Annotated in this window: 15 protein-coding genes and 1 pseudogene; 12 read left to right on the plus strand and 4 right to left on the minus strand. The window is 65.2% G+C overall.

Going from position 1 to position 19,689, the window contains the following annotated elements; genetic code table 11:
• Nucleotides 1–24 precede the first annotated feature (24 nt).
• The 3 genes from ABIE53_RS24465 to ABIE53_RS24475 all read right to left on the minus strand — a co-directional run bounded on the left by ABIE53_RS24465 (nt 25) and on the right by ABIE53_RS24475 (nt 3,430).
• Nucleotides 25–1,446: an aspartate aminotransferase family protein gene (locus ABIE53_RS24465; protein WP_006049123.1), complete on the minus strand. Its 1,422-nt coding sequence runs from the start codon at nt 1,444–1,446 to the stop codon at nt 25–27.
• Between the two features lie 184 nt (nt 1,447–1,630).
• Complete coding sequence (locus tag ABIE53_RS24470; RefSeq protein ID WP_192699405.1) at nt 1,631–2,557, minus strand: 2-hydroxyacid dehydrogenase; 927 nt, start codon at nt 2,555–2,557, stop codon at nt 1,631–1,633.
• Between the two features lie 6 nt (nt 2,558–2,563).
• Nucleotides 2,564–3,430: a GNAT family N-acetyltransferase gene (locus ABIE53_RS24475; protein WP_192699472.1), complete on the minus strand. Its 867-nt coding sequence runs from the start codon at nt 3,428–3,430 to the stop codon at nt 2,564–2,566.
• A 306-nt stretch (nt 3,431–3,736) separates the two neighbouring features.
• On the opposite strand from ABIE53_RS24475, the gene ABIE53_RS24480 reads away from it, so the two are divergent.
• The 11 genes and pseudogenes from ABIE53_RS24480 to ABIE53_RS24530 all read left to right on the plus strand — a co-directional run bounded on the left by ABIE53_RS24480 (nt 3,737) and on the right by ABIE53_RS24530 (nt 16,366).
• Entirely contained in the window at nt 3,737–5,230 is a 1,494-nt protein-coding gene (locus ABIE53_RS24480) for an aldehyde dehydrogenase family protein (protein ID WP_192699404.1), read from the plus strand.
• Nucleotides 5,231–5,503: 273 nt separating this feature from the next.
• Nucleotides 5,504–6,172 (plus strand): haloacid dehalogenase type II, encoded by a 669-nt coding sequence (locus ABIE53_RS24485; RefSeq protein WP_006049127.1) that lies wholly within the window; start codon nt 5,504–5,506, stop codon nt 6,170–6,172.
• A gap of 63 nt (nt 6,173–6,235) precedes the next feature.
• Nucleotides 6,236–7,510, plus strand: a complete 1,275-nt coding sequence (locus tag ABIE53_RS24490) for an NAD(P)/FAD-dependent oxidoreductase (RefSeq protein WP_192699403.1) — start codon at nt 6,236–6,238, stop codon at nt 7,508–7,510.
• Between the two features lie 97 nt (nt 7,511–7,607).
• Entirely contained in the window at nt 7,608–9,224 is a 1,617-nt protein-coding gene (locus tag ABIE53_RS24495; protein WP_192699402.1) for an ABC transporter substrate-binding protein, read from the plus strand.
• A 135-nt stretch (nt 9,225–9,359) separates the two neighbouring features.
• Nucleotides 9,360–10,313, plus strand: a complete 954-nt coding sequence (locus ABIE53_RS24500; protein WP_006049130.1) for an ABC transporter permease — start codon at nt 9,360–9,362, stop codon at nt 10,311–10,313.
• A complete protein-coding gene (locus tag ABIE53_RS24505) occupies nt 10,310–11,290 on the plus strand; it encodes an ABC transporter permease (protein WP_171800007.1) in 981 nt (326 codons plus the stop codon). Before ABIE53_RS24500 ends, ABIE53_RS24505 begins: the two co-directional genes overlap by 4 nt.
• Nucleotides 11,290–13,134, plus strand: a complete 1,845-nt coding sequence (locus tag ABIE53_RS24510) for an ABC transporter ATP-binding protein (protein ID WP_107710736.1) — start codon at nt 11,290–11,292, stop codon at nt 13,132–13,134. Before ABIE53_RS24505 ends, ABIE53_RS24510 begins: the two co-directional genes overlap by 1 nt.
• Complete coding sequence (locus ABIE53_RS24515) at nt 13,131–13,445, plus strand: (2Fe-2S)-binding protein (protein WP_192699401.1); 315 nt, start codon at nt 13,131–13,133, stop codon at nt 13,443–13,445. The genes ABIE53_RS24510 and ABIE53_RS24515 overlap by 4 nt, the downstream gene beginning before the upstream one ends.
• Nucleotides 13,430–14,809, plus strand: a complete 1,380-nt coding sequence (locus ABIE53_RS24520; RefSeq protein ID WP_192699400.1) for an FAD/NAD(P)-dependent oxidoreductase — start codon at nt 13,430–13,432, stop codon at nt 14,807–14,809. The genes ABIE53_RS24515 and ABIE53_RS24520 overlap by 16 nt, the downstream gene beginning before the upstream one ends.
• Nucleotides 14,806–15,959: pseudogene (locus tag ABIE53_RS24525) on the plus strand (NAD(P)/FAD-dependent oxidoreductase). Before ABIE53_RS24520 ends, ABIE53_RS24525 begins: the two are co-directional and overlap by 4 nt.
• Nucleotides 15,956–16,366 carry a helix-turn-helix domain-containing protein gene (locus ABIE53_RS24530; protein ID WP_029966547.1) on the plus strand — a complete coding sequence of 137 codons (411 nt, stop codon included), beginning with the start codon at nt 15,956–15,958 and terminating at the stop codon, nt 16,364–16,366. The pseudogene ABIE53_RS24525 and the gene ABIE53_RS24530 overlap by 4 nt, the downstream one beginning before the upstream one ends.
• Here the strand turns inward: ABIE53_RS24530 and prpR are convergent.
• Nucleotides 16,323–18,293: a propionate catabolism operon regulatory protein PrpR gene (gene prpR, locus ABIE53_RS24535; RefSeq protein WP_192699399.1), complete on the minus strand. Its 1,971-nt coding sequence runs from the start codon at nt 18,291–18,293 to the stop codon at nt 16,323–16,325. The two genes, ABIE53_RS24530 and prpR, sit on opposite strands and share 44 nt — an antisense overlap.
• A gap of 215 nt (nt 18,294–18,508) precedes the next feature.
• On the opposite strand from prpR, the gene prpC reads away from it, so the two are divergent.
• Nucleotides 18,509–19,684, plus strand: coding sequence for a bifunctional 2-methylcitrate synthase/citrate synthase (gene prpC, locus ABIE53_RS24540; RefSeq protein ID WP_006049138.1), 1,176 nt, complete (start codon nt 18,509–18,511; stop codon nt 19,682–19,684).
• The last annotated feature ends 5 nt before the right edge of the window (nt 19,685–19,689 follow it).

A 19,689-nucleotide genomic window follows, 5' to 3' on the forward strand; every position in this document is an offset into this window, starting at 1 on the left:
AAGGGACTCAGGCGGCCCTCTACTCTAGCATGCAGCGGCGGTACTTTTGGCCTGGTGCTTAGCCGTGGTTTTGCCGCGCAGCGCGGCCCGCACGTCGGCTTGTGCAAGCACGTCGTCCAGGGTTTTCTCGAGCCGCTCGAACATCAGGTCGAAGTCCGATTCCGTGTACGAAAGCGCGGGCGCAAAGCCGAGAATATTGTCGCCGAACGCACGGAAAATCAGGCGGTTTTCATAGGCCGCGACGGCAATGCGCTCCGACAGTTTCAGCGCGGGGTCAAACTGCGCCTTGGTGTCCTTGTCGGTGACGAGTTCGAGCGCGCCGAGCAGGCCGCGGTGACGCGAATCGCCCACGAGCGGATGCGCGAGCAATGCATCAAGGCCGCGCGCGAAACGCGGCGCGCGCGCCACGCCGTTCGCCAGCAAGCCGCCTTCGTGATAAAGGCGCAGCACTTCCAGACCGATCGCCGCGCTCACCGGGTGCGCCGAATACGTATGGCCGTGGCCGACAATCGCCTCGGCGTCGCCATCGGCGATGCCCTGATAGATTTCGTCAGACATCAGCACGGCGCCCATCGGCGCGTAGCCGGCGGTCAAACCCTTGGCGACCGTCATCAGATCCGGCTCGACGTTCTCGCCCTGACATGCGAACAGCGGCCCGGTGCGGCCAAAGCCGGTGATGACTTCGTCGGCGACAAACAGAATGCCGAGCTTGCGGCAACGCTCGCGCATCGCCTTCAGCCAGCCGACCGGCGGCACGATCACGCCGCCCGAGCCCTGAATCGGTTCGCAGAAAAACGCGGCGACGTTATCCGCGCCGAGTTCCGCCACCTTCGCTTCGAGCGCGGCGACGGAGGCGGCGATCAACGCGGCGTCGTCGGCGAAATTATTGCGGTACGCGTACGGCGACGGCAGGTGATGCTGGTTCGGCAGCGGCAGATCGAAGTTGCGGTGGAACGCGGGCAGCGCGGTCAGCCCCGCGCCCATGCTCGACGAGCCGTGGTAGCCGCGTTGCAGCGCGATGATGTGCTTCTTCGACGGACGGCCCGTCGCATTGAAGTAATGCGTGATGAAGCGGATTGCCGAGTCGACCGCGTCCGAGCCGCCGAGCGTGAAGTACACGTGTTGCAGCGAAGCGGGCGCGACCTGCGCGAGTTTTTGCGCGAGTTCGATAGCCGGCTCGCAGCCGAAATGGAAATAGCTCGTCGCGTAGGGCAGTTTCTGCATCTGCGCGGTGGCGGCCTCGACAATGCTCTGCTGGCCGTAGCCCACGTTCACGCACCACAAGCCGGAGAAGGCGTCGAGCAGTTCGTTGCCCGCCGCGTCGCGCAGAAAAGCGCCGCTCGCGGATTCGAGCACCGTGACGCCGCGCGCCTCGTGCGCACGGTAGTTGATGACAGGATGGATCAGGTGCTGGCGGTCGGCTTCAATGAGCGATTGGATCGGCATGGTGGGTTCTCGTCGCGAAAGGGCTGTTGACGGTTCCATACTACTGATCCACGGCGATGGTCCGCTTACCTAAACAATTGCCTGAAAAGCGCGCGCGACGCGTTTTGATGCATGCCCTTAGCATTTTGTGCTGCGGACGTTGAAAAGCCGTGGCGCGCGCGTATCCGGTGGAATGCGGGAGCGCTCAATAGCCGCGCGTGCGGTCGACCTGGCCGAGCATCGGCAGGCCTTCGCGATGGCGGCGCAGGTTATCGAGCACGACGTCGACGGCGGTGTCGGGCCGCGTGGCGCTGGCGATATGCGGCGTGATGCGCACGCGCGGATGCGTCCACAGCGGATGACCGGCGGGCAACGGCTCGGGATCGGTCACATCGAGAATCGCGTTCTGCAATTGGCCGCTGTCGAGCGCCGTCAGCAAGTCCTGCTGATTCAGATGCGCGCCGCGGCCCGTTTGAATCAGCGAGGCGCCGCGCGGCAGCTTGGCGAACAGGCGTCCATCGAGCAGGCCGCGCGTGGCCGGCGTGAGCGGCAGCAGGCAAACCAGAATGTCGGTGCGGGCGAGGAAAGCGTCGAGCGAGCTTTCGCCCGCATAGCATTCGACGCCTTCGATCTCGCGCGGCGAGCGGCTCCAGCCCGCGCACGCAAAGCCGAAGAGACGCAGCCGCTCCAATACCGCGGTGCCGAGCACGCCGAGCCCGAGCACGCCGATGCGCCGTTGCGCGGCTGGCTTCAGCGGCAGTTCGCGCCACACCTGCTGTTGCTGCTGAAGCGCGTAGTCGAATAGATCGCGATGAATAGTGAGCGCCGCCTGCGTCACGTATTCGACCATGCCTTCGACGAGCCCCGGTTCGATCATCCGCACAACCGGCACATGCTCAGGCACGCCGGACAGATCGAATTGATCGACGCCCGCGCCCACCGAGAACACCACTTCCAGATTGGGAAACGTGCGGGTCGGGTCTTCGGGCGGCTGCCATGCGACCAGATAGCGGATCGCAGCGGGATCGCCGTGATCGGGCCAGATATGGAACGGCAAACCGGGCGCCTTTTCGGCGAAGAGCCTCGCCCATTGCAGGCCGCGCGCCGGGTCGGCTTTATAGAGTAAGGCCATGACGGGTCAGAAAATCGCCTGATTGATGATGCCGTATTGCACATAAGGTGTCGCGTTGGCCGCCACGCTCTGCGGTTGCGCGTTGCGCACCATTCTGACGACCGTGTCCACGCGCGGCAGCCCGAGCTGTTCGAGCCATTCGGTCAGGCCGCTGTCGCCGGGCGTGTCGACGCGCACGAACACGCCTTCGTTGAGCGCAAGCCAGTGGCTGATCAGCGCCTTCGCGCGGCTCGAACCTTCCGAGGCAGGCGCGACCACCGGGCCGATCGCAAAGCCGCGTCCGAAACGGCGAAAGAGCGCGAAGCCGACGAGTTCGCCGTCGCGGTCGAGCGCGATGCCATCGGCGTTTTCCAGCAGCGCGGGCAGCACTTCGCCGCGATCGAGGCCGCTTGCCTGTGAGGCCAGTGCGACGAGCCGTGCCGTGTCGCTCGACCCTAGCGGCCGCAAGCGTTCGCCCGCCGGCAACGACACGAGCGGCGGCTGGAACGCCGCGCCTTGATGCTGATCGAGCGTGCCCGTCGCGCGAAAGCCGAGCTTTTCATAGAGCGGCTGACCGGCCGCGGTCGCGTGCAGGAAGGTGATGCGGCCGCCGAGTTCCTCGAGCAGCAGTTCCATCAGCTTTCTGCCGATGCCGAGCCCTTGCCGCGCCGGCGACACGATCACCATGCCGAGCGACGCGCAATCCGCGCCGTACTTCCAGCAAAGCGCGGTGCCGATCACGCCGCTCGCATCTTCGGCGACGAAACCCACGCCCAGTTGCGCGACGAACTTCCAGTCGTCCGCGCGATGCGGCCATTTGAGTTCGACCGTCAACGCATGCGCCGCGGCAACGTCGTCGAGGGTGAAGCGTCTGTATGTGATCGGATCAGCTATCGGATCTGTCTTCGAATCGGGCACGCCGTGCTCCTGAATGGCTAAAGGCTTACGCGTCACTGTGTCATCCACGGCGCGGTGTGACTAGGACGATCTTTCTATCCGGCGCGCCGCGCAAGGCCGCATCGCAATTCGATGCAAAACATGCCGTATGCGCCCGCATTACAGGCGGGTTCTGCTGCGCGGCGATTTTTGTCGGCGACATATGCCAGGCGCGCGGCTCTACGATTTTACTTATGGCGGGCGTCGCGGCGACGGCGCGGCGCAGGCGGTTTCCATCAGCGTCATTCACTAGGACACTTTCTCATGGACAGCTTCAATCCGGACGACGTCGCGATTCGCAGCGGCCATTTCATCGGCGGCGAGTGGGTGGAAGGCAGCGGGCAGGGCACGCGCCGCATGGACGTGGCGCGGCCGTCCGACGGCGTCGTCTACGCGAGCGTGCCGGTCGCCGACGCGGACATGGTGGATCGCGCGGTCGAGAACGCCTGGCAGGCGTTTCGCACGAGCGGCTGGGCGCGCATGGCGCCGCGCGAGCGCGCGAGGATCATGCGGCGCTTCGCCGATCTGGTCGAAGCCGACGCACCCGCGCTCGGCCGCCTGGAAGCACTCGGCTCGACGCGGCCGGTTGCCCAGGCCGTGTCGTGGGACGTGCCGTTCACCGCCGAGGGCATCCGCTTTTACGCGGAGTTCGCCGACAAGCTGGGCGGCGATGTCGCGGCCACCGACCACGATCATCTCGGCATGACGATCGCCGAGCCGTACGGCGTGATCGGCGCCATCGCGCCGTGGAATTTCCCGCTCGTGATGGCTTCGTGGAAGATCGCCCCGGCGCTCGCCGCGGGCAACGCGGTCGTCCTCAAGCCTTCGGAGATGACGCCGTTTTCCGTGCTGCGCCTCGCGGAACTGGCTGTCGAGGCCGGCGTGCCCGCCGGCATCTTCAATGTGATTCAGGGCGACGGACGCACGACCGGCGACGAACTCGTGCGTCATCCGAAGATCAGCAAGGTCACGTTCACCGGATCGACGCGCACGGGCGCCGCGATCATGGCGGCCTGCGCGGCGAGCGGCACCAAGCCGGTCACGCTCGAACTGGGCGGCAAAAGCCCGCAAATCGTTTTCGCCGACGCGCCGCGTCTGGACGATGTGGCGCGCCGCATCGCGGGCGCGATCACCGGCAACGCGGGGCAGGTGTGCGTCGCGGGCTCGCGGCTGCTGGTCGAGCGCAGTCTTGCCGAGCCGCTGGCCGAACGCATCGGCAGGATTTTCGCGGAGCTGACGCCGGGCGCGACCTGGGCCGCGGGCACGACGCTCTCGCCGATCATCTCCGAGCCGCAGGCGGCGCGCATCGAAAGCATCGTGGGGCGCACGCTCGACGCGGGCGGGACCTTGCGCCACGGCGGCAAGCGTGCCGAGGTTCGCGGCGCATCGGCGGGCGCGTTCTATACGCCGACCTTGCTCACCGATGTCACCGCTCAGTCCGAGGCGGTGCGCGAGGAAGTCTTCGGTCCGGTGCTCACGCTGCAAACCTTCGACAGCGAAGAAGAAGCGCTCGCGCTCGCACAGCATCCCGAGTACGGGCTTGCCGCGGGCGTGCATACCGCCGATCTCGGCCGCGCGCTGCGCTTCGTGCGCGCGCTGGAAGCGGGCACCGTGTGGGTCAACCGCTATGGCCGCACGTCCGACTTCATGATCCCGACGGGCGGCTACAAGCGCTCCGGCATCGGCAAGGATCTCGGCCGCCAGGCTTACGAGGCGAACCTGCGCTTCAAAAGCGTGCTGATCGATTTGCGGCAGTGATGCAGGGGCGGTCTTGCGGCCGCCCTGGAGCCTGACCGACGCCCGACAGATTCCCTTCGTAACGCCGCAAACCCACGCCGGCTAAGGGTTGCGCCCGATCACGGCAGACTCTGCTGCGCAACGGCCTCAAAACGCATGGTTTGTGTCACAGGCAGCGCGCGAATCAGGAACATCTATGTTTTTGCGCTGATTAAATCTTTTACAGGAATCAGCTTTTACTTTTCGCCAATGAGCTCGACGCCGAGTTCCTTACCACGATAGGACGACTGCACCATGATCGAATTCGAACCGAAATACATCACCTTCGACTGCTACGGCACGCTGACCAAGTTCCGCATGGCGGACATGACGCGCGAACTGTACGGCCACATTCTGAAGAGCGACGACCTGGAAAAGCTGGTCGCGTTCTACGCCGGCTATCGCCGCGACGAAGTGCTGGGTGCATGGAAGCCGTATCGCGACGTCGTGGTCAATGCGCTGCGCCGTGCGTGCGCGCGCATGAACGTCGAATTCAACGAAGCCGGCGCGCAAAAGATCTATGAAGCGGTGCCGACGTGGGGCCCGCATCCCGACGTGCCCGAAGGTCTGTCGCGGCTCGCGAAGAAGTACAAGCTCGTGATTCTGTCGAATGCGTCGAACGATCAGATCCAGAGCAACGTCGACAAACTCGGCGCGCCGTTCCATGCGGTGTTCACCGCCGAGCAGGCGCAGTCGTACAAGCCGCGCATGCCAGGCTTCGAGTACATGTTCGACAAGCTCGGCTGCAATCCGGAAGACGTGCTGCATGTGTCGTCGAGCCTGCGCTACGACCTGATGACCGTGCACGACATGGGCGTCAAGCACAAGGCGTTCATCAACCGCGGCCATGAACCGTCGACGCCGTACTACCAGTACTACGAAGTGAAGGGCATTCCGGAACTGGCCGCCGAACTCGGCCTGTAAGCGCGCGACGAACCCGCCGCCCGCCACGTTGCCTCGCTGATTGCAATCATGGACCCGCACAGGATGAAGCTCGACTCTTACTGGCTCGACACTGCGCCGCCCTTTGTGTCGGCGTGCGAAGGCCCGCTCGACGGTGACGCCGATGTGGTGGTGATCGGCGCGGGCTTCACGGGTTTGTCGGCGGCTCTGGCGCTCGGCAAACGCGGCTCGTCGGTCGTGGTGGTCGACGCGGGACGCGTGGGCGGCGGCGCGTCGGGCCGCAACGGCGGCCAGGTGAACACGGGCGTCGCGCAAGACTTCGTCGCGCTCGCCGCGCAACTCGGCCTCGAGCGTGCGAGCGCGTGCTATCGCGCGTATTCGGATGCGGTCGATACGGTCGAGCGTCTGATCGACGAAGAACAGATCGACTGCGATTACGCCGCGACCGGCAAGCTCAAGCTCGCGTCGAAGCCGCATCATTTTGCGCATCTGGAGAAGACGGCGGATCTGATCCGTCGCGCGGTGGATCCCGACATCGAACTGATCGACGGCGAGCGGATTCGCGGCGAAGTGCAGTCGGACAGTTTTTACGGCGGGCTGCTGCATCGTCACGGCGGCCAGATGCATATGGGCAAGTTCGCGGTCGGGCTCGCTGAAGCCGCGGTTCGGCGCGGAGCAAAACTGTATGAGCACGCGCCGGTTACGTCGATCGTGAAAGACGGCGGCGCGCATCGTGTCGTCACCGCGCGCGGCGAAGTGCGCGCAAAGCAGGTGCTGATAGCAACCGGGCCGTCGCGGCATGGACCGTTCGGCTGGTATCGGCGGCGGCTTGCGCCGGTCGGCTCGTTCATCGTCGTGACTGAGCCGCTGCCGCCCGCCTTGCTCGTGCAGACGTTGCCGAACCGGCGTGCGTACACGACCACGCGGCTGATGCACAACTACTTTCGCGTGACGCCCGATTCGCGCTTGCTGTTCGGCGGACGCGCGCGCTTCACGGCGTCCGAGCGGCCATCCGATGCCAAGAGCGGGCGCATCCTGCAGCAAGGTCTCGCCGCGATGTTTCCGATGCTCTCAAGTGCGCGCATCGACTATTGCTGGGGTGGTCTCGTCGACATCAGCGCCGATCGCCTGCCGCATGCCGGGCAGCACGACGGCATCTATTTTTCGATGGGCTACAGCGGCCACGGCACGCAGATGTCGACGCACATGGGTCAGGTGATGGCCGATGTGATGGACGGCCGCGCGGAGCGCAACCCGTGGGACGAGTCCGAATGGGCCGCGATTCCTGGGCACACCGGCAAGCCCTGGTTCTTGCCGCTGGTCGGCACGTACTACCGTATCAAGGACATCTTCTACTGAAGTCCCGCTGTTGCACCCGCTGTTGCACCCGCTGTTGCAGTCGACAACTACAAACCCACGCAGCCCCCACAACTGCCTTACCTCGCGGAGAAGTTCGATGAATAAGGAAAACTCACCCCACGGCGCTCCTGGCCTCGACAACGGGCTCGAGCAATTGACAGCGAGAGGCGCGTCGCGGCGCGACGTGCTGCGCGCGCTGACCGCGGCCGGGATGATGTCGCTGACGGGCGCCGGGCTGATGGCCGCAAGCGGTTCCGCGCTCGCGCAAGCGAAGCCGAAGCAGGGCGGCAAGATTCGCGTGGCGACGCAGTCGGCCTCCGCAGCCGACACGCTCGATCCGGCGAAGGGCGCGCTCAGCACCGACTACGTCCGCTGCAACATGTTCTACAACGGCCTGACCGAACTCGATTCGCATCTCGGCGCAAAGATGGCGCTCGCCGAATCGATCGAGACGAAAGACGCGACGGTATGGGTCGTGAAGCTGCGCAACGGCGTGCAATTCCACGACGGCAAGTCGCTCGCGCCCGCCGACGTCGTCTATTCGATCATGCGCCACAAGGACCCGGCCACCGCTTCGAAGGCGAAGACGATCGCCGATCAGATCAAGGAAGTGAAGGCCACCGGCCCGAACGAAGTGACGATCACGCTCGACGGCGCGAACGCCGACTTGCCGGTGATTCTCGCGACGTCGCACTTCCTCATCATCAAGGACGGCACGAGCGATTTCAAAACGGCCGTCGGCACGGGTCCATACAAGGTCAAGGAATTCTCGCCGGGCGTGCGCACGGTCGGCGTGCGCAACGACAAGTACTGGAAGCCGGGCATGCCGTATCTCGACGAGATCGAGCTGATCGGTATCGGCGACGAATCGGCGCGCGTGAACGCGTTGCTGTCGGGCGACGTGCAACTGATCAACGGCCTTACGCCGAATTCGGCTGAACGCCTGAAGACCGCGCCGGGTTTCAAGGTGCTGGAAACGAAGACCGGCGGCTACACGGACCTGATCGTTCGCGACGAGGGCGGCATTACCGGCAACGACGATTTCCGCCGCGGCATGATGTACCTGATGGACCGCGAACAGATCCGCCGCTCGGTGTTTCGCGGCTACGGGTCGATCGGCAACGATCAGCCGATCGACCCGACCAACAAATACTATCTCGCCGGCCTGCCGCAACGCGGCTTCGATCCCGACAAGGCGAAGTTCTATTTCCAGAAGGCCAAGCTCGGCTCGGCGCCGCTGCAAGTGTTCGCCTCTCCGGCTGCGGACGGTTCCGTCGAAATGGCGATGCTGCTGCAACAGGCTGCGCCGCGCGCGGGCCTGAACCTTCAGGTGAGCCGTGTGCCCTCGGATGGCTTCTGGTCGAATCACTGGATGAAGCATCCGCTCGGCTTCGGCAACATCAATGCGCGCCCGAGCGCGGACGTGCTGTTCACGCAGTTCTTCAAGTCCGATGCGCCGTGGAACGAAGCCAACTGGAAGAACCCGAAGTTCGACCAGATGCTCGTCGCCGCGCGCGGCGAACCGGACGACGCGAAGCGCAAGAAGATCTACGGCGACATGCAGGTGCTCGTGCATGAAAACGGCGGCATCGGTATTCCGCTCTTTCATAGCTCGCTCGATGGCTATACGAGTAAGCTGAAGGGACTCGGTTCGATTCCGCTTGCCGGTCTGATGGGTTTTGCGTTCGCGGAAAACGTCTGGCTAGAGGCGTAACGCGAAGGCGCTCCGGCTCATTGAGCCGGAGCGCCACGACTTCGCACCTGCGCGCAATACACGCAATACACGCAATACATGCACTGGCGCGGCGCCGCGACGCCGCGCGCATGCTTCAACTGGAGGCGACTTTCAATGAAAGCACACGCGCAACGACTCATCGCCGCGCGCCTCGGCCTCGCGCTGCTCACGCTGCTGCTGGTGTCGGCCATCGTGTTCGGCGTGACAGGACTGCTGCCTGGCGACGCCGCGCAAGAGGCGCTCGGCCAGGCCGCCACGCCGGAGGCCGTCGCCGCATTGCGGCATCAGTTCGGGCTCGATCAGCCGGCGCTTCAGCGCTACGGCCAGTGGCTCTTTCATATCGTCACCGGCAACTTCGGCACGTCGATGTCGAACAATCTGCCCGTTAGTCAGTTGATCGCGACGCGTCTGCCGAACTCGCTCGTGCTCGCCGGTTTGACCGCGGTGGTCTCGGTGCCGCTCGCGCTGCTGATCGGCATTTCATCCGCGATGTTCCGCGGCTCGCTGCTCGATCGCGCATTGAACGTGCTGACGCTCTCGACGGTAGCCGTACCCGAGTTTCTCGTCGCGACCATCGCCGTGCTGATCTTCGCCGTGAAGCTGCGCTGGCTGCCCGCGCTGTCTTACCTGTCCGAAGTGAATTCGTTCGGCGCGTTATTGCGTATCTATGCAATGCCCGTCATGACGCTGTGCTGCGTGATCGTCGCGCAGATGGCTCGCATGACGCGCGCCGCAGTACTCGACCAGCTCAATTCGTCGTATGTGGAAATGGCGATGCTCAAGGGCGCGTCGCCCGTGCGCGTCGTGCTGCGGCACGTGCTGCCGAACACCATCGGGCCGATTGCGAATGCGGTCGCGCTGAGCCTGTCGTACCTGTTCGGCGGCGTGGTGATCGTCGAATCCATCTTCAACTATCCGGGCCTCGCGAGCCTGATGGTCGACGCCGTGACGAACCGCGACATGCCGCTCGTGCAAGGCTGCGTGATGGTGTTCTGCGCCGCGTATCTCGCGCTCGTGCTGATCGCGGACCTGTGTCAAATCGTATCCAACCCGAGGCTACGTCGATGATGAGCCAACCTGATCACCACGTCCCTCACGCGGGCACCGAGCTGTACGGCGTGAGCCGCGACGAACTCGTCGCCGATATACCGGCTGACATGGCGGCTGAAACGCTGGCCGCCGATACCGCAACCACGAGCGCACCGGCGAAGTACAACCCGCTGCAACGCCTCGTCCACCGCTTTTCGGTGCTCGGCCTGCTCGGCCTCGTGATGGTGCTGTTCTGGCTGCTGGTCGCGTTCGTCGGGCCGCTCGTCGCGCCTTACCAGGGCGGCGCGCTGACGTCGACGGAAATTTTCGGGCGTTATAGCGCGGCGTATCCGCTTGGCACCGACTACCTCGGCCGCGACATGCTGAGCCGCATTCTCTACGGCGCACGCTATACGGTCGGCCTCGCGCTCGCGGCGGCCGTGCTGGCGAGCGTGATCGGCACGTTCTTCGGTCTGCTTGCCGCGGTGTCGGGCAAGTGGGTCGATGAAGTGCTGAGCCGCCTGTTCGACGCGCTCATTTCGATTCCGAGCAAGGTGCTTGCGCTCGTCGTGATCGCGGCATTCGGTTCGTCGATCCCGATGCTGACGACGGTCGCGGCGCTCGCCTACATTCCCGGCGCGTTTCGCATCTCGCGTTCGCTCGCATTGAACCTGATGGGACTCGAATACGTGCAGGTTGCGCGGGCTCGCGGCGAAGGGCTCTTATATATCGCGCGTGTCGAGGTATTGCCGAACATGATTCATCCGATGCTCGCCGATTTCGGCCTGCGCTTTGTGTTCATCGTGCTGCTGCTGAGCGGGCTGAGTTTCCTCGGCCTCGGCGTGCAGCCGCCGAACGCCGATTGGGGTTCGCTCGTGCGCGAGAACATCGGCGGCTTGTCGGAAGGCGCGCCTGCGGTGCTGATGCCGGCCGTCGCGATTGCCACGCTGACCATCGGCATGAATCTGCTGATCGACAACTTGCGGCGTCGCAGCCGTAGCCACGGAGACGCATGATGACCGATCGGGACATGATTGAAGTGAAAGGGCTGCGTGTCGTCGCGGGCGCGGCGCACGGGCCGGTGACGGAGATCGTCAAGGGCGTCAGCTTTTCGGTGAAGAAGGGCGAGGTGCTCGCGTTGATCGGCGAATCCGGTTCGGGCAAGACGACGATTGCGCTGTCGCTGCTCGGTTATGCACGCGCGGGCTGTTCGATCAGCGGCGGCTCGGTGCGCATCGGCGAGGTGGAAGTGCTCTCGCTCGATGCCAAAGGACGCCGCGCGTTGCGCGCGCGCACGGTCGCGTATGTCGCGCAGAGCGCGGCGGCGGGCTTCAACCCGGCGCGCACGATCATGGATCAGGTGACCGAGCCCGCGCTGCTGCATCAGTTGATGACGAAAGACGCCGCGCGCGCCAAAGCGATCGCACTGTTTCGCGCGCTCGCGCTGCCCGCGCCGGATACCATTGGCGAGCGTTATCCGCATCAGGTTTCCGGCGGGCAATTGCAGCGTCTGATGGCGGCGATGGCGTTGATCACCGATCCGGCGGTCGTCGTGTTCGACGAACCTACCACGGCGCTCGATGTCACCACGCAGATCGAAGTGCTCGCGGCCTTCAAGAAGGTGGTGCGCGAACTCGGCACGACGGCGGTGTACGTGTCGCATGATCTTGCCGTCGTCGCGCAGATGGCCGACCGCATCGTCGTGCTGAACGGCGGCGCGGTGAAGGAAAACGGCGCGGTCGCGCAAGTGCTCGATGCGCCCGTGGATGCCTACACGCGCCAGTTGCTCGCCGCGACGCGCCGCCCGGAAGCGCCCTCGGCCGCGTTGCAGGACGGCGCGGGACAGGTGCCGCCGCTGCTACAGATTCGCGGGCTGTCGGCGGGCTACGGACGTATCGGCCGTGACGGCGTGCCAGCCGTTCGTGTGCTCGACGACGTGAGCCTCAGCATTGCTCGCGGCAGCGCGCTCGGCGTGATCGGCGAATCGGGCTCGGGCAAGACGACGCTGGCACGCGTGGTCGCGGGTCTCGTCGACCGTGCGCGCGGCGATGTGCTGTTCAACGGCGAGCCGTTGCCCGCGCAGCTATCGCGCCGCACGCCGGAGCAGTATCGGCAGATTCAGATCGTGTTTCAGAATGCGGATACCGCGCTGAATCCGAGCCATTCTATCGCGGATATTCTTGGCCGGCCGCTCGCGTTTTATCACCATCTGCGTGGCGCGGCGGCGAAGAAGCGCATGCTCGCGTTGCTCGATCTGGTGAAGCTGCCGGCTTCGATTGCAACGCGCACCCCCGCGGGTCTGTCGGGCGGCCAGAAGCAGCGTGTGAACCTCGCGCGCGCGCTTGCCGCCGATCCCGCGCTCATTCTCTGCGACGAAGTCACGTCCGCGCTCGATACGGTAGTGGGCGCCGCGATTCTCGATCTGCTCGCGGAATTGCGGCGCGAACTGGGCGTCTCGTACATGTTCATTAGCCACGACATTTCGACGGTGCGCGCGATCTGCGACGAAGTGATCGTGCTGTACGCCGGGCAGCGTGTCGAAGCCGGGCAGCGCGACGTGCTCGCCGCGCCGCCGTATCACCCGTACACGGGCTTGCTGGTTGATTCGGTGCCCGAACTAAAACCGGGCTGGCTCGACGCGCGCCGCCACGTCGCCGCCTGCAAGTTGCCCGCGATGGGCGAGAGCGCCGCCGTGCCCGAGCTGTGTTCGTTCCGCTCACGCTGCCCGGTGCGCATCGACGGTATCTGCAACATGACGCCGCCGTCGCTGAAGAAACTGCCTTCGGGCGCGGAGATTCTTTGTCATCACTCGGCGGCCGAGTTGAGCCGTTTGCAAAACGTGGAGACGATCCCGGCATGAACCAGCGATTTGTGCGGCTCGCGGAAACCGGTCGCAAGACCTTTCCGATTACCGTCGACGGCGTAGTGCGCGAAGCCGCCGAAGGCGACACGCTGATGGTCGCGCTGCTCACCAACGGCACCACGCTGCGCGACTCCGAATTCGGCGACGGCCGCCGCGCCGGTTTCTGTCTGATGGGCGCGTGCCAGGATTGCTGGGTGTGGACCGCGCAAGGCGAGCGCGTGCGCGCGTGCAGCACGCCGGCGGCGCCGGGCATGTCGATCGTCACGAGTCTCGCTGAAGACGGGGAGGGCGTATGGCCCCGCGTGTAGTCATCATCGGTGCGGGGCCGGCGGGCGTGCGCGCCGCTCAGGCATGCGTCGAAGCGGGTCTGCGCCCGACTGTGATCGACGAAGGCCGGCGCGACGGCGGACAGATCTACCGGCGTCAACCGGAAGGCTTTTCGCGCAGCTACGACACGCTGTACGGCACCGAGGCCGAGCGCGCGGCGTCGTTGCATACGGGCTTCGATGCGCTGAAACGCAGCATCGACTATTTGCCCGAAACGCTGGTCTGGAATATTTCGGCGAACGCGGTGCATACCGTGAGCGGCACGCGTTACGGCACGCTGCCGTTCGACGCGCTCATCGTGTGCAGCGGCGCGACCGATCGGCTCATGCCCGTCAAGGGTTGGCATCAGGCGGGCACCTATAGTCTCGGCGGCGCGCAGGTCGCGCTGAAATCGCAGGGCTGCGCGATCGGTTCGCGCATCGTGATGATGGGCAGCGGGCCGCTGCTCTACCTCGTGTCCGCGCAATACGTGAAGGCCGGCGCGCAGATCGCGGCGGTGCTCGATACGTCGACGTTCATGCAGCGCATCGCCGCGTTGCCGCGTCTCTTGGCGATTCCCGCCGCGCTGAAAAAAGGCATTGCGTTGACGCGCGTGTTGTCGAAGGCGGGCGTGCCGGTTTATCGCGGCGTGCAGCCCGTCGAAATCAAAGGTTCGCCGCAAACGGGTGTGAGCGGCGTCGAAGTCGCATTGGCCGGCGGCAAGCGCATGGAATTCGCGTGCGACGCCGTTGCGCTTGGCTACCACCTACGCCCCGAAACGCAGCTCGCGGATCTCGCCGGCTGCCGCTTTATCTTCGACGACGCCGCGCAGCAGTGGCTCGCGCAAATCGACAGCGATGGCCGCAGCAGCGTCAAGGGCGTCTATCTCGCGGGCGATGGCGCGCGCGTGCGCGGCGCGGACGCAGCCGAACGGTCGGGCCGCCTCGCCGCGCTCGCCGCGCTGCAGGACCACGGCGTGCAAGCGGCGGGCATCGGCGATATGCAGCGTTTGCGCGACGAGCTCGCGCGCTTCTCGCGCTTTGCCGCGGGCTTGCGTGAAGCGTTTCCGTGGCCCGCGCAATTCGCCGCCGCGTTGCCGGACGAGACGATTGTGTGCCGCTGCGAAGCGATCACGGCGGGCGAATTGCGCCGCGTCGTTCGCGAAACCGGCGCGCAGGAAGCCAATCGCGCGAAGGCGTTTTCGCGCGTCGGCATGGGACGTTGCCAGGGGCGTTATTGCGGACATGCGGGCGCGGAAGTCATTGCCGCGGCGGCGTGCGTGCCGCTCGCTTCCGTGGGACGCCTGCGCGGCCAGGCGCCGGTCAAGCCGCTGCCTGTCGCGCTCACCGAGGAGGCAGCGCAATGAGCGCGACTCGCAACGAAGCGGATGTCATCGTGATCGGCGGCGGCATCATGGGTACGACGACCACGTTCTTTTTGCGCCGGCGCAATCGCTCGGTGATCCTGCTGGAACGCGGACTGACCGGGCAGCAGGCGAGCGGCGTGAACTTCGGCGGCGTGCGGCGGCAAGGCCGCGCATTGCCGCAACTCGCGATGGCCAATCGCGCGCTGCGCACCTGGCAGCGTTCGGCGGAACTGCTCGGCGAGGACGTCGAATTCTTGCCGGTCGGCCATACGCGCGTGTGCTATCACCAGAAGGACGTCGAGAATTTCGACCAATATGCAATCGACGCGCGCGCCTACGGGCTCGAACTCGAAGTGCTGCATGGCGACGCGTTGTTCCGGCGCTTTCCGTTTCTGAGCCGCGAAGTGCTGGCGGCGTCCAGTTCGCCGCTCGACGGCCACGCGAATCCGCGGCTCGCCGCCCCCGCATTCGGACGCGCGGCCGCGCGGCTCGGTGCGCAGGTGATCGAGAACACGGAGATCGTGCGGGTGGAAAAAGAGGGCGATCTCGCTTTCGCGTGGAAAGCGCGCGCGGCGACGTGTATCGCGCGGCTCAACTCGTGATCTGCGCGGGCGCGTGGGCCACGCGTCTGACCGAACAGTTCGGCGAAAGCGCGCCGCTCGTCGTCAGCGGACCGCAAATGTGCGTGACGGAGCCGGTGCCGTACGTCTTCAAATCGTCGATGGGCGTGTTCACGTCGATCAAGCAGGAGGGCATTTACTTCCGGCAGATTCCGCGCGGCAATATCATCGTCGGCGGCGGTCCCGCGGGTCCGGCCGATGCCGCGACGAGCCGCGCGTCGGTGCTGCCGCAGAACACGGTGCGCCAGCTCGCGCAGATGCGGCGGCTCGTGCCCGCGCTCGCACCGCTGCACGTGATCCGCGTGTGGAGCGGCGTGGAAAGTTATCTGCCTGACAGCGAACCGGTGATCGGCCCGAGCAGCAAGGTCGACGGACTCTTCTACGCGTTCGGCTTCAGCGGCTCGGGTTTTCAGATCGGGCCGGGCGTCGGCGAGACGATGGCGGAACTCGTCGATACGGGCAGCACGCCGATTCCGCTCGACAGGTTCTCCATCCAGCGTTTTGCAAAAGAGCCCATCGCGACGTCATGAAACAGTCCCTCAGCCTCAATGCCGCGCGGGCTTTTATTGAAGCGCATTTCAACGAGCCGGTGACGCTCGCGCAACTCGCGGCGCTGTCCGCGCTCAGCGTGTCGCGTTTTGCGACGGTGTTCCGGCAGCAGTACGGCTCGTCGCCGTATCGCTATCTGTGCGGCGTGCGGATTCAGCGGGCACAGATGCTGTTGCTCGAAGGCGTGCCTGGTTCGGTGGTCGCGACCGAGGTCGGCTTCTTCGATCAGAGCCATTTTGGCCGGCATTTCAAGCGATGCTGCGGCATGACGCCGAGCATGTTCATCCAGCAGCGCGCGGCGGTTAATGCGGGCAAGCACGGCGCTGCCGCGAGCATCGCAAAAGCTAGCGCGCCCCGTTCAGCTTCCGCCATAACGTCGTCTTGCTGATGCCGAGCGCGTCGCACACCGCATCGCGGTCGCCGTCGTGCGCAGCCAGCGCGGCGCGGATTTCATCGGCTTCGACATGACGGCTGCGTTCGCGCAGCGTAAGCGCGGTCTTCTGCGTGCGCGGCTGCTGCGGTTCGACGATTTCCGGCGCGATGGTCCGCAGCATGTCTCGCGTGATGAGCGGTTGCGTCTGCGCCGGCGAGTCGGCGTCTGACTCCATTTCGGCAAGCTCCACTGCAATCCGCTCGATCACGTTCTGCAACTCGCGCACATTCCCCGGCCACGCGTAACGCCGCAACGGCTCGGCGAGCGCGGCCAGAATGCGTTCGGCGGCAGCGGCGTCGGGCAGGCGCGCGGCGAGCCTCGGCTCACGCGCCGCGGCTTGCAACAGCAGTTCGGCGGCAAGCGGCAGCAGATCGGTTGGACGCTCGCGCAGCGGCGGCAGCGCAATGCTGAGAATGTTGAGCCGGTAGTAAAGATCGGCGCGAAAGCGGCCTGCTTCGATACCCTCGGTCAACGCGCGGTGCGTCGCGGCAACCACGCGAATGTCGACGCGCGTCGGTTCCGTCGAACCGAGCCGCACGACTTCGCGCTCCTGCAATACGCGCAGCAAACGGCTCTGCAACGACAACGGCATCTCGCCGATTTCATCGAGAAACAAGGTGCCGCGGTGCGCGACTTCAATGAGCCCCGCCTTACCGCCTTTGCGCGCGCCGGTGAACGCGCCTTCCTCGTAGCCGAACAGTTCGCTTTCGAGCAACGCCTCGGGAAACGCGCCGCAATTGATTGCGACGAAGGCGAAGTCGCGCCGCGCGCTCAACTGATGCATGCTCTGCGCGACCATTTCCTTGCCTGTGCCGCTTTCGCCGAGAATCAGCACGGTGGCGTCCGACCTCGCGTAGCGCTGCACGAGCGCGCGCACGCGCTGCATGGATTCCGCCGCGCCGACCATATCTTCCAGGCGGTAACGCGCGCTGAACTGCTGCACCCGTTGACGCGAGCGCAGCGTGCGGTCCAGCCGTTCGACCGCACGCGATTCCTGAAACGTCAGCACCGTGCCCGCCGCTGCGCCGCCGCTCGCAAGCGGCCCGCGATGCACGACGTAGCTCGCGCCGCGCACGGTGCAGAACGCGTCGCCGTCCGAGTCGGGCAAGCTGCCGGCGAGATCGGGCGCGAGTTCGAGCAGCGCGCGGCCCGCTGCATTAGCGGCGTCGACGCCGAGCACGGCGGCAAGACGCTGGTTCATCGCCTCGACGCGCCCCTCGGCGTCGAGCGCGACGACGCCATCGCGCAAGTGTTGCAGCAGGTTGTCGAGCCGTTGACGGCGTATCGTTTCGCGCCGCGTCGCCTGCGCGACTTCGAGCGCCGTGTCGAAGCCGGCGCGCACCGAATCGCGCGAGTACAGAAACACCGCGCCCATGCCGGCGTGCGCGGCGAGATCGGTGACGAGTCCGGGGCCGACGACCACGTCGATGCCGCGATCGCGCAGGTCCAGCACGACGCTTTCGGCGTCCTGCGCGGATTGATGCGAGGCGAACGTCACGTCGAGCCCGAACGCCGTGACGAAGCGGCGCACTTCGTCGGGCGTTTTGCCGTGCGTGACCAGCGCGACCTTTGCGCCGTCGCGGCGCGCGCGGGCGAGCGCGTGCATGACGTCGAAGCCCGTCGGCGTGATCATCACGACCGGCACCGCGACGCGCGTTTTCAGGTAAGCGCCGTTGGAGCCGCCCGCAATCACGACGTCGGGACGACCCGCGCCGGCGGCGTCGATTTCGCGCACGGCGTCTTCGAAACCTTGTGCGACGATGCGCAGATCCGCGCGTTCCACGTATTCGCCCGCGATGTCGATAAACAGGTCGCGCAGACGGCTGATGCTGAGCGCCCAGATGCGCGGGCGTCGGGCTGTATCGAACGATGGAGTGCTCAAGTTGCGGCTCGCGCGAGGTGAGTGGCAGGGTCCGGCTATTATGCGCGCGTCGGTTTCAAAAATGAAATTTCATGATTTCATTGCCGAAACGTGCGCCGTTTCGCGCAAAGCGGTCCGCCGTGACAAATCAGGCACTTAGCGCAAGCCTGCGACGATGGCCCGTTCCTTGCATTTAAGGCCGCGTTCGAGAATCCCTAACGCATCTGGAGACAACGATGAGCGAAGCAGACAACAGCACCAGCACCACCAACGCCGGCGCGTTCAAACCGAAAAAATCCGTCGCGCTGTCCGGCGTGACCGCGGGCAACACGGCGCTGTGCACGGTCGGCAAGACCGGCAACGATCTGCATTACCGCGGCTACGACATTCTCGACATCGCGGGCAATTGCGAATTCGAAGAAATCGCCTATCTGCTCGTGCATGAAAAGCTGCCGACGCAAGCCGAACTCACCGCCTACAAGACGAAGTTGAAGGCGTTGCGCGGCCTGCCCGCGAACGTCAAGGCCGCACTCGAATGGATTCCCGCCGCCGCGCATCCGATGGATGTGATGCGCACCGGCGTGTCGGTGCTCGGCACGGTGCTGCCGGAAAAGGACGATCACAACCTGCCGGGCGCGCGCGACATCGCCGACAAGCTGATGGCGTCGCTCGGCTCGATGCTGCTTTACTGGTATCACTACTCGCACAACGGCAAGCGCATCGAAGTCGAAACCGACGACGATTCGATCGGCGGCCACTTCCTGCATCTGCTGCATGGTGTCGAGCCGCCGAAGTCGTGGGTCGAGGCGATGCATGTGTCGCTCAATCTGTATGCAGAACACGAGTTCAACGCGTCGACGTTCACCGGGCGCGTGATCGCGGGCACGGGTTCGGACATTTACTCGGCGATTACCGGCGCAATCGGCGCATTGCGCGGACCGAAACACGGCGGCGCCAATGAAGTCGCGTTCGAAATCCAGTCGCGCTATCAGACGCCGGACGAAGCGGAAGCCGACATCCGCAGGCGCGTCGAGAACAAGGAAGTGGTGATCGGCTTCGGTCATCCGGTCTATACGATCTCGGACCCGCGCAACAAGGTCATCAAGGAAGTCGCGAAGAAGCTGTCGAAAGAAGCGGGCAACAACAAGCTCTTCAATATCGCCGAGCGTCTTGAAACAGTTATGGCTGAAGTGAAAAAGATGTTTCCGAATCTCGACTGGTTCAGCGCTGTGTCGTATCACATGATGGGTGTGCCCACGGCGATGTTCACGCCGCTCTTCGTGATCGCGCGCACTGCGGGCTGGAGCGCGCACATCATCGAACAGCGGATCGACAACAAGATCATTCGTCCGAGCGCGAATTACACGGGGCCTGACGATTTGTCGTTCGTGCCGCTGGAAAAGCGCGTTTGATGTTG

Origin of the sequence: Paraburkholderia sp. OAS925, from assembly GCF_040543975.1 — a bacterium.
Classification (GTDB): Bacteria; Pseudomonadota; Gammaproteobacteria; order Burkholderiales; family Burkholderiaceae; genus Paraburkholderia; species Paraburkholderia graminis.

Bases quoted from the DNA above. Each gene is read 5' to 3' on its own strand.
- ABIE53_RS24465 (WP_006049123.1), bottom strand. From the start codon at position 1,446: ATGCCGATCCAATCGCTCATTGAAGCCGACCGCCAGCACCTGATCCAT.
- ABIE53_RS24470 (WP_192699405.1), bottom strand. From the start codon at position 2,557: ATGGCCTTACTCTATAAAGCCGACCCGGCGCGCGGCCTGCAATGGGCG.
- ABIE53_RS24480 (WP_192699404.1), top strand. From the start codon at position 3,737: ATGGACAGCTTCAATCCGGACGACGTCGCGATTCGCAGCGGCCATTTC.
- ABIE53_RS24485 (WP_006049127.1), top strand. From the start codon at position 5,504: ATGATCGAATTCGAACCGAAATACATCACCTTCGACTGCTACGGCACG.
- ABIE53_RS24490 (WP_192699403.1), top strand. From the start codon at position 6,236: ATGAAGCTCGACTCTTACTGGCTCGACACTGCGCCGCCCTTTGTGTCG.
- ABIE53_RS24495 (WP_192699402.1), top strand. From the start codon at position 7,608: ATGAATAAGGAAAACTCACCCCACGGCGCTCCTGGCCTCGACAACGGG.
- ABIE53_RS24500 (WP_006049130.1), top strand. From the start codon at position 9,360: ATGAAAGCACACGCGCAACGACTCATCGCCGCGCGCCTCGGCCTCGCG.
- ABIE53_RS24505 (WP_171800007.1), top strand. From the start codon at position 10,310: ATGATGAGCCAACCTGATCACCACGTCCCTCACGCGGGCACCGAGCTG.
- ABIE53_RS24510 (WP_107710736.1), top strand. From the start codon at position 11,290: ATGACCGATCGGGACATGATTGAAGTGAAAGGGCTGCGTGTCGTCGCG.
- ABIE53_RS24515 (WP_192699401.1), top strand. From the start codon at position 13,131: ATGAACCAGCGATTTGTGCGGCTCGCGGAAACCGGTCGCAAGACCTTT.
- ABIE53_RS24520 (WP_192699400.1), top strand. From the start codon at position 13,430: ATGGCCCCGCGTGTAGTCATCATCGGTGCGGGGCCGGCGGGCGTGCGC.
- ABIE53_RS24530 (WP_029966547.1), top strand. From the start codon at position 15,956: ATGAAACAGTCCCTCAGCCTCAATGCCGCGCGGGCTTTTATTGAAGCG.
- prpC (WP_006049138.1), top strand. From the start codon at position 18,509: ATGAGCGAAGCAGACAACAGCACCAGCACCACCAACGCCGGCGCGTTC.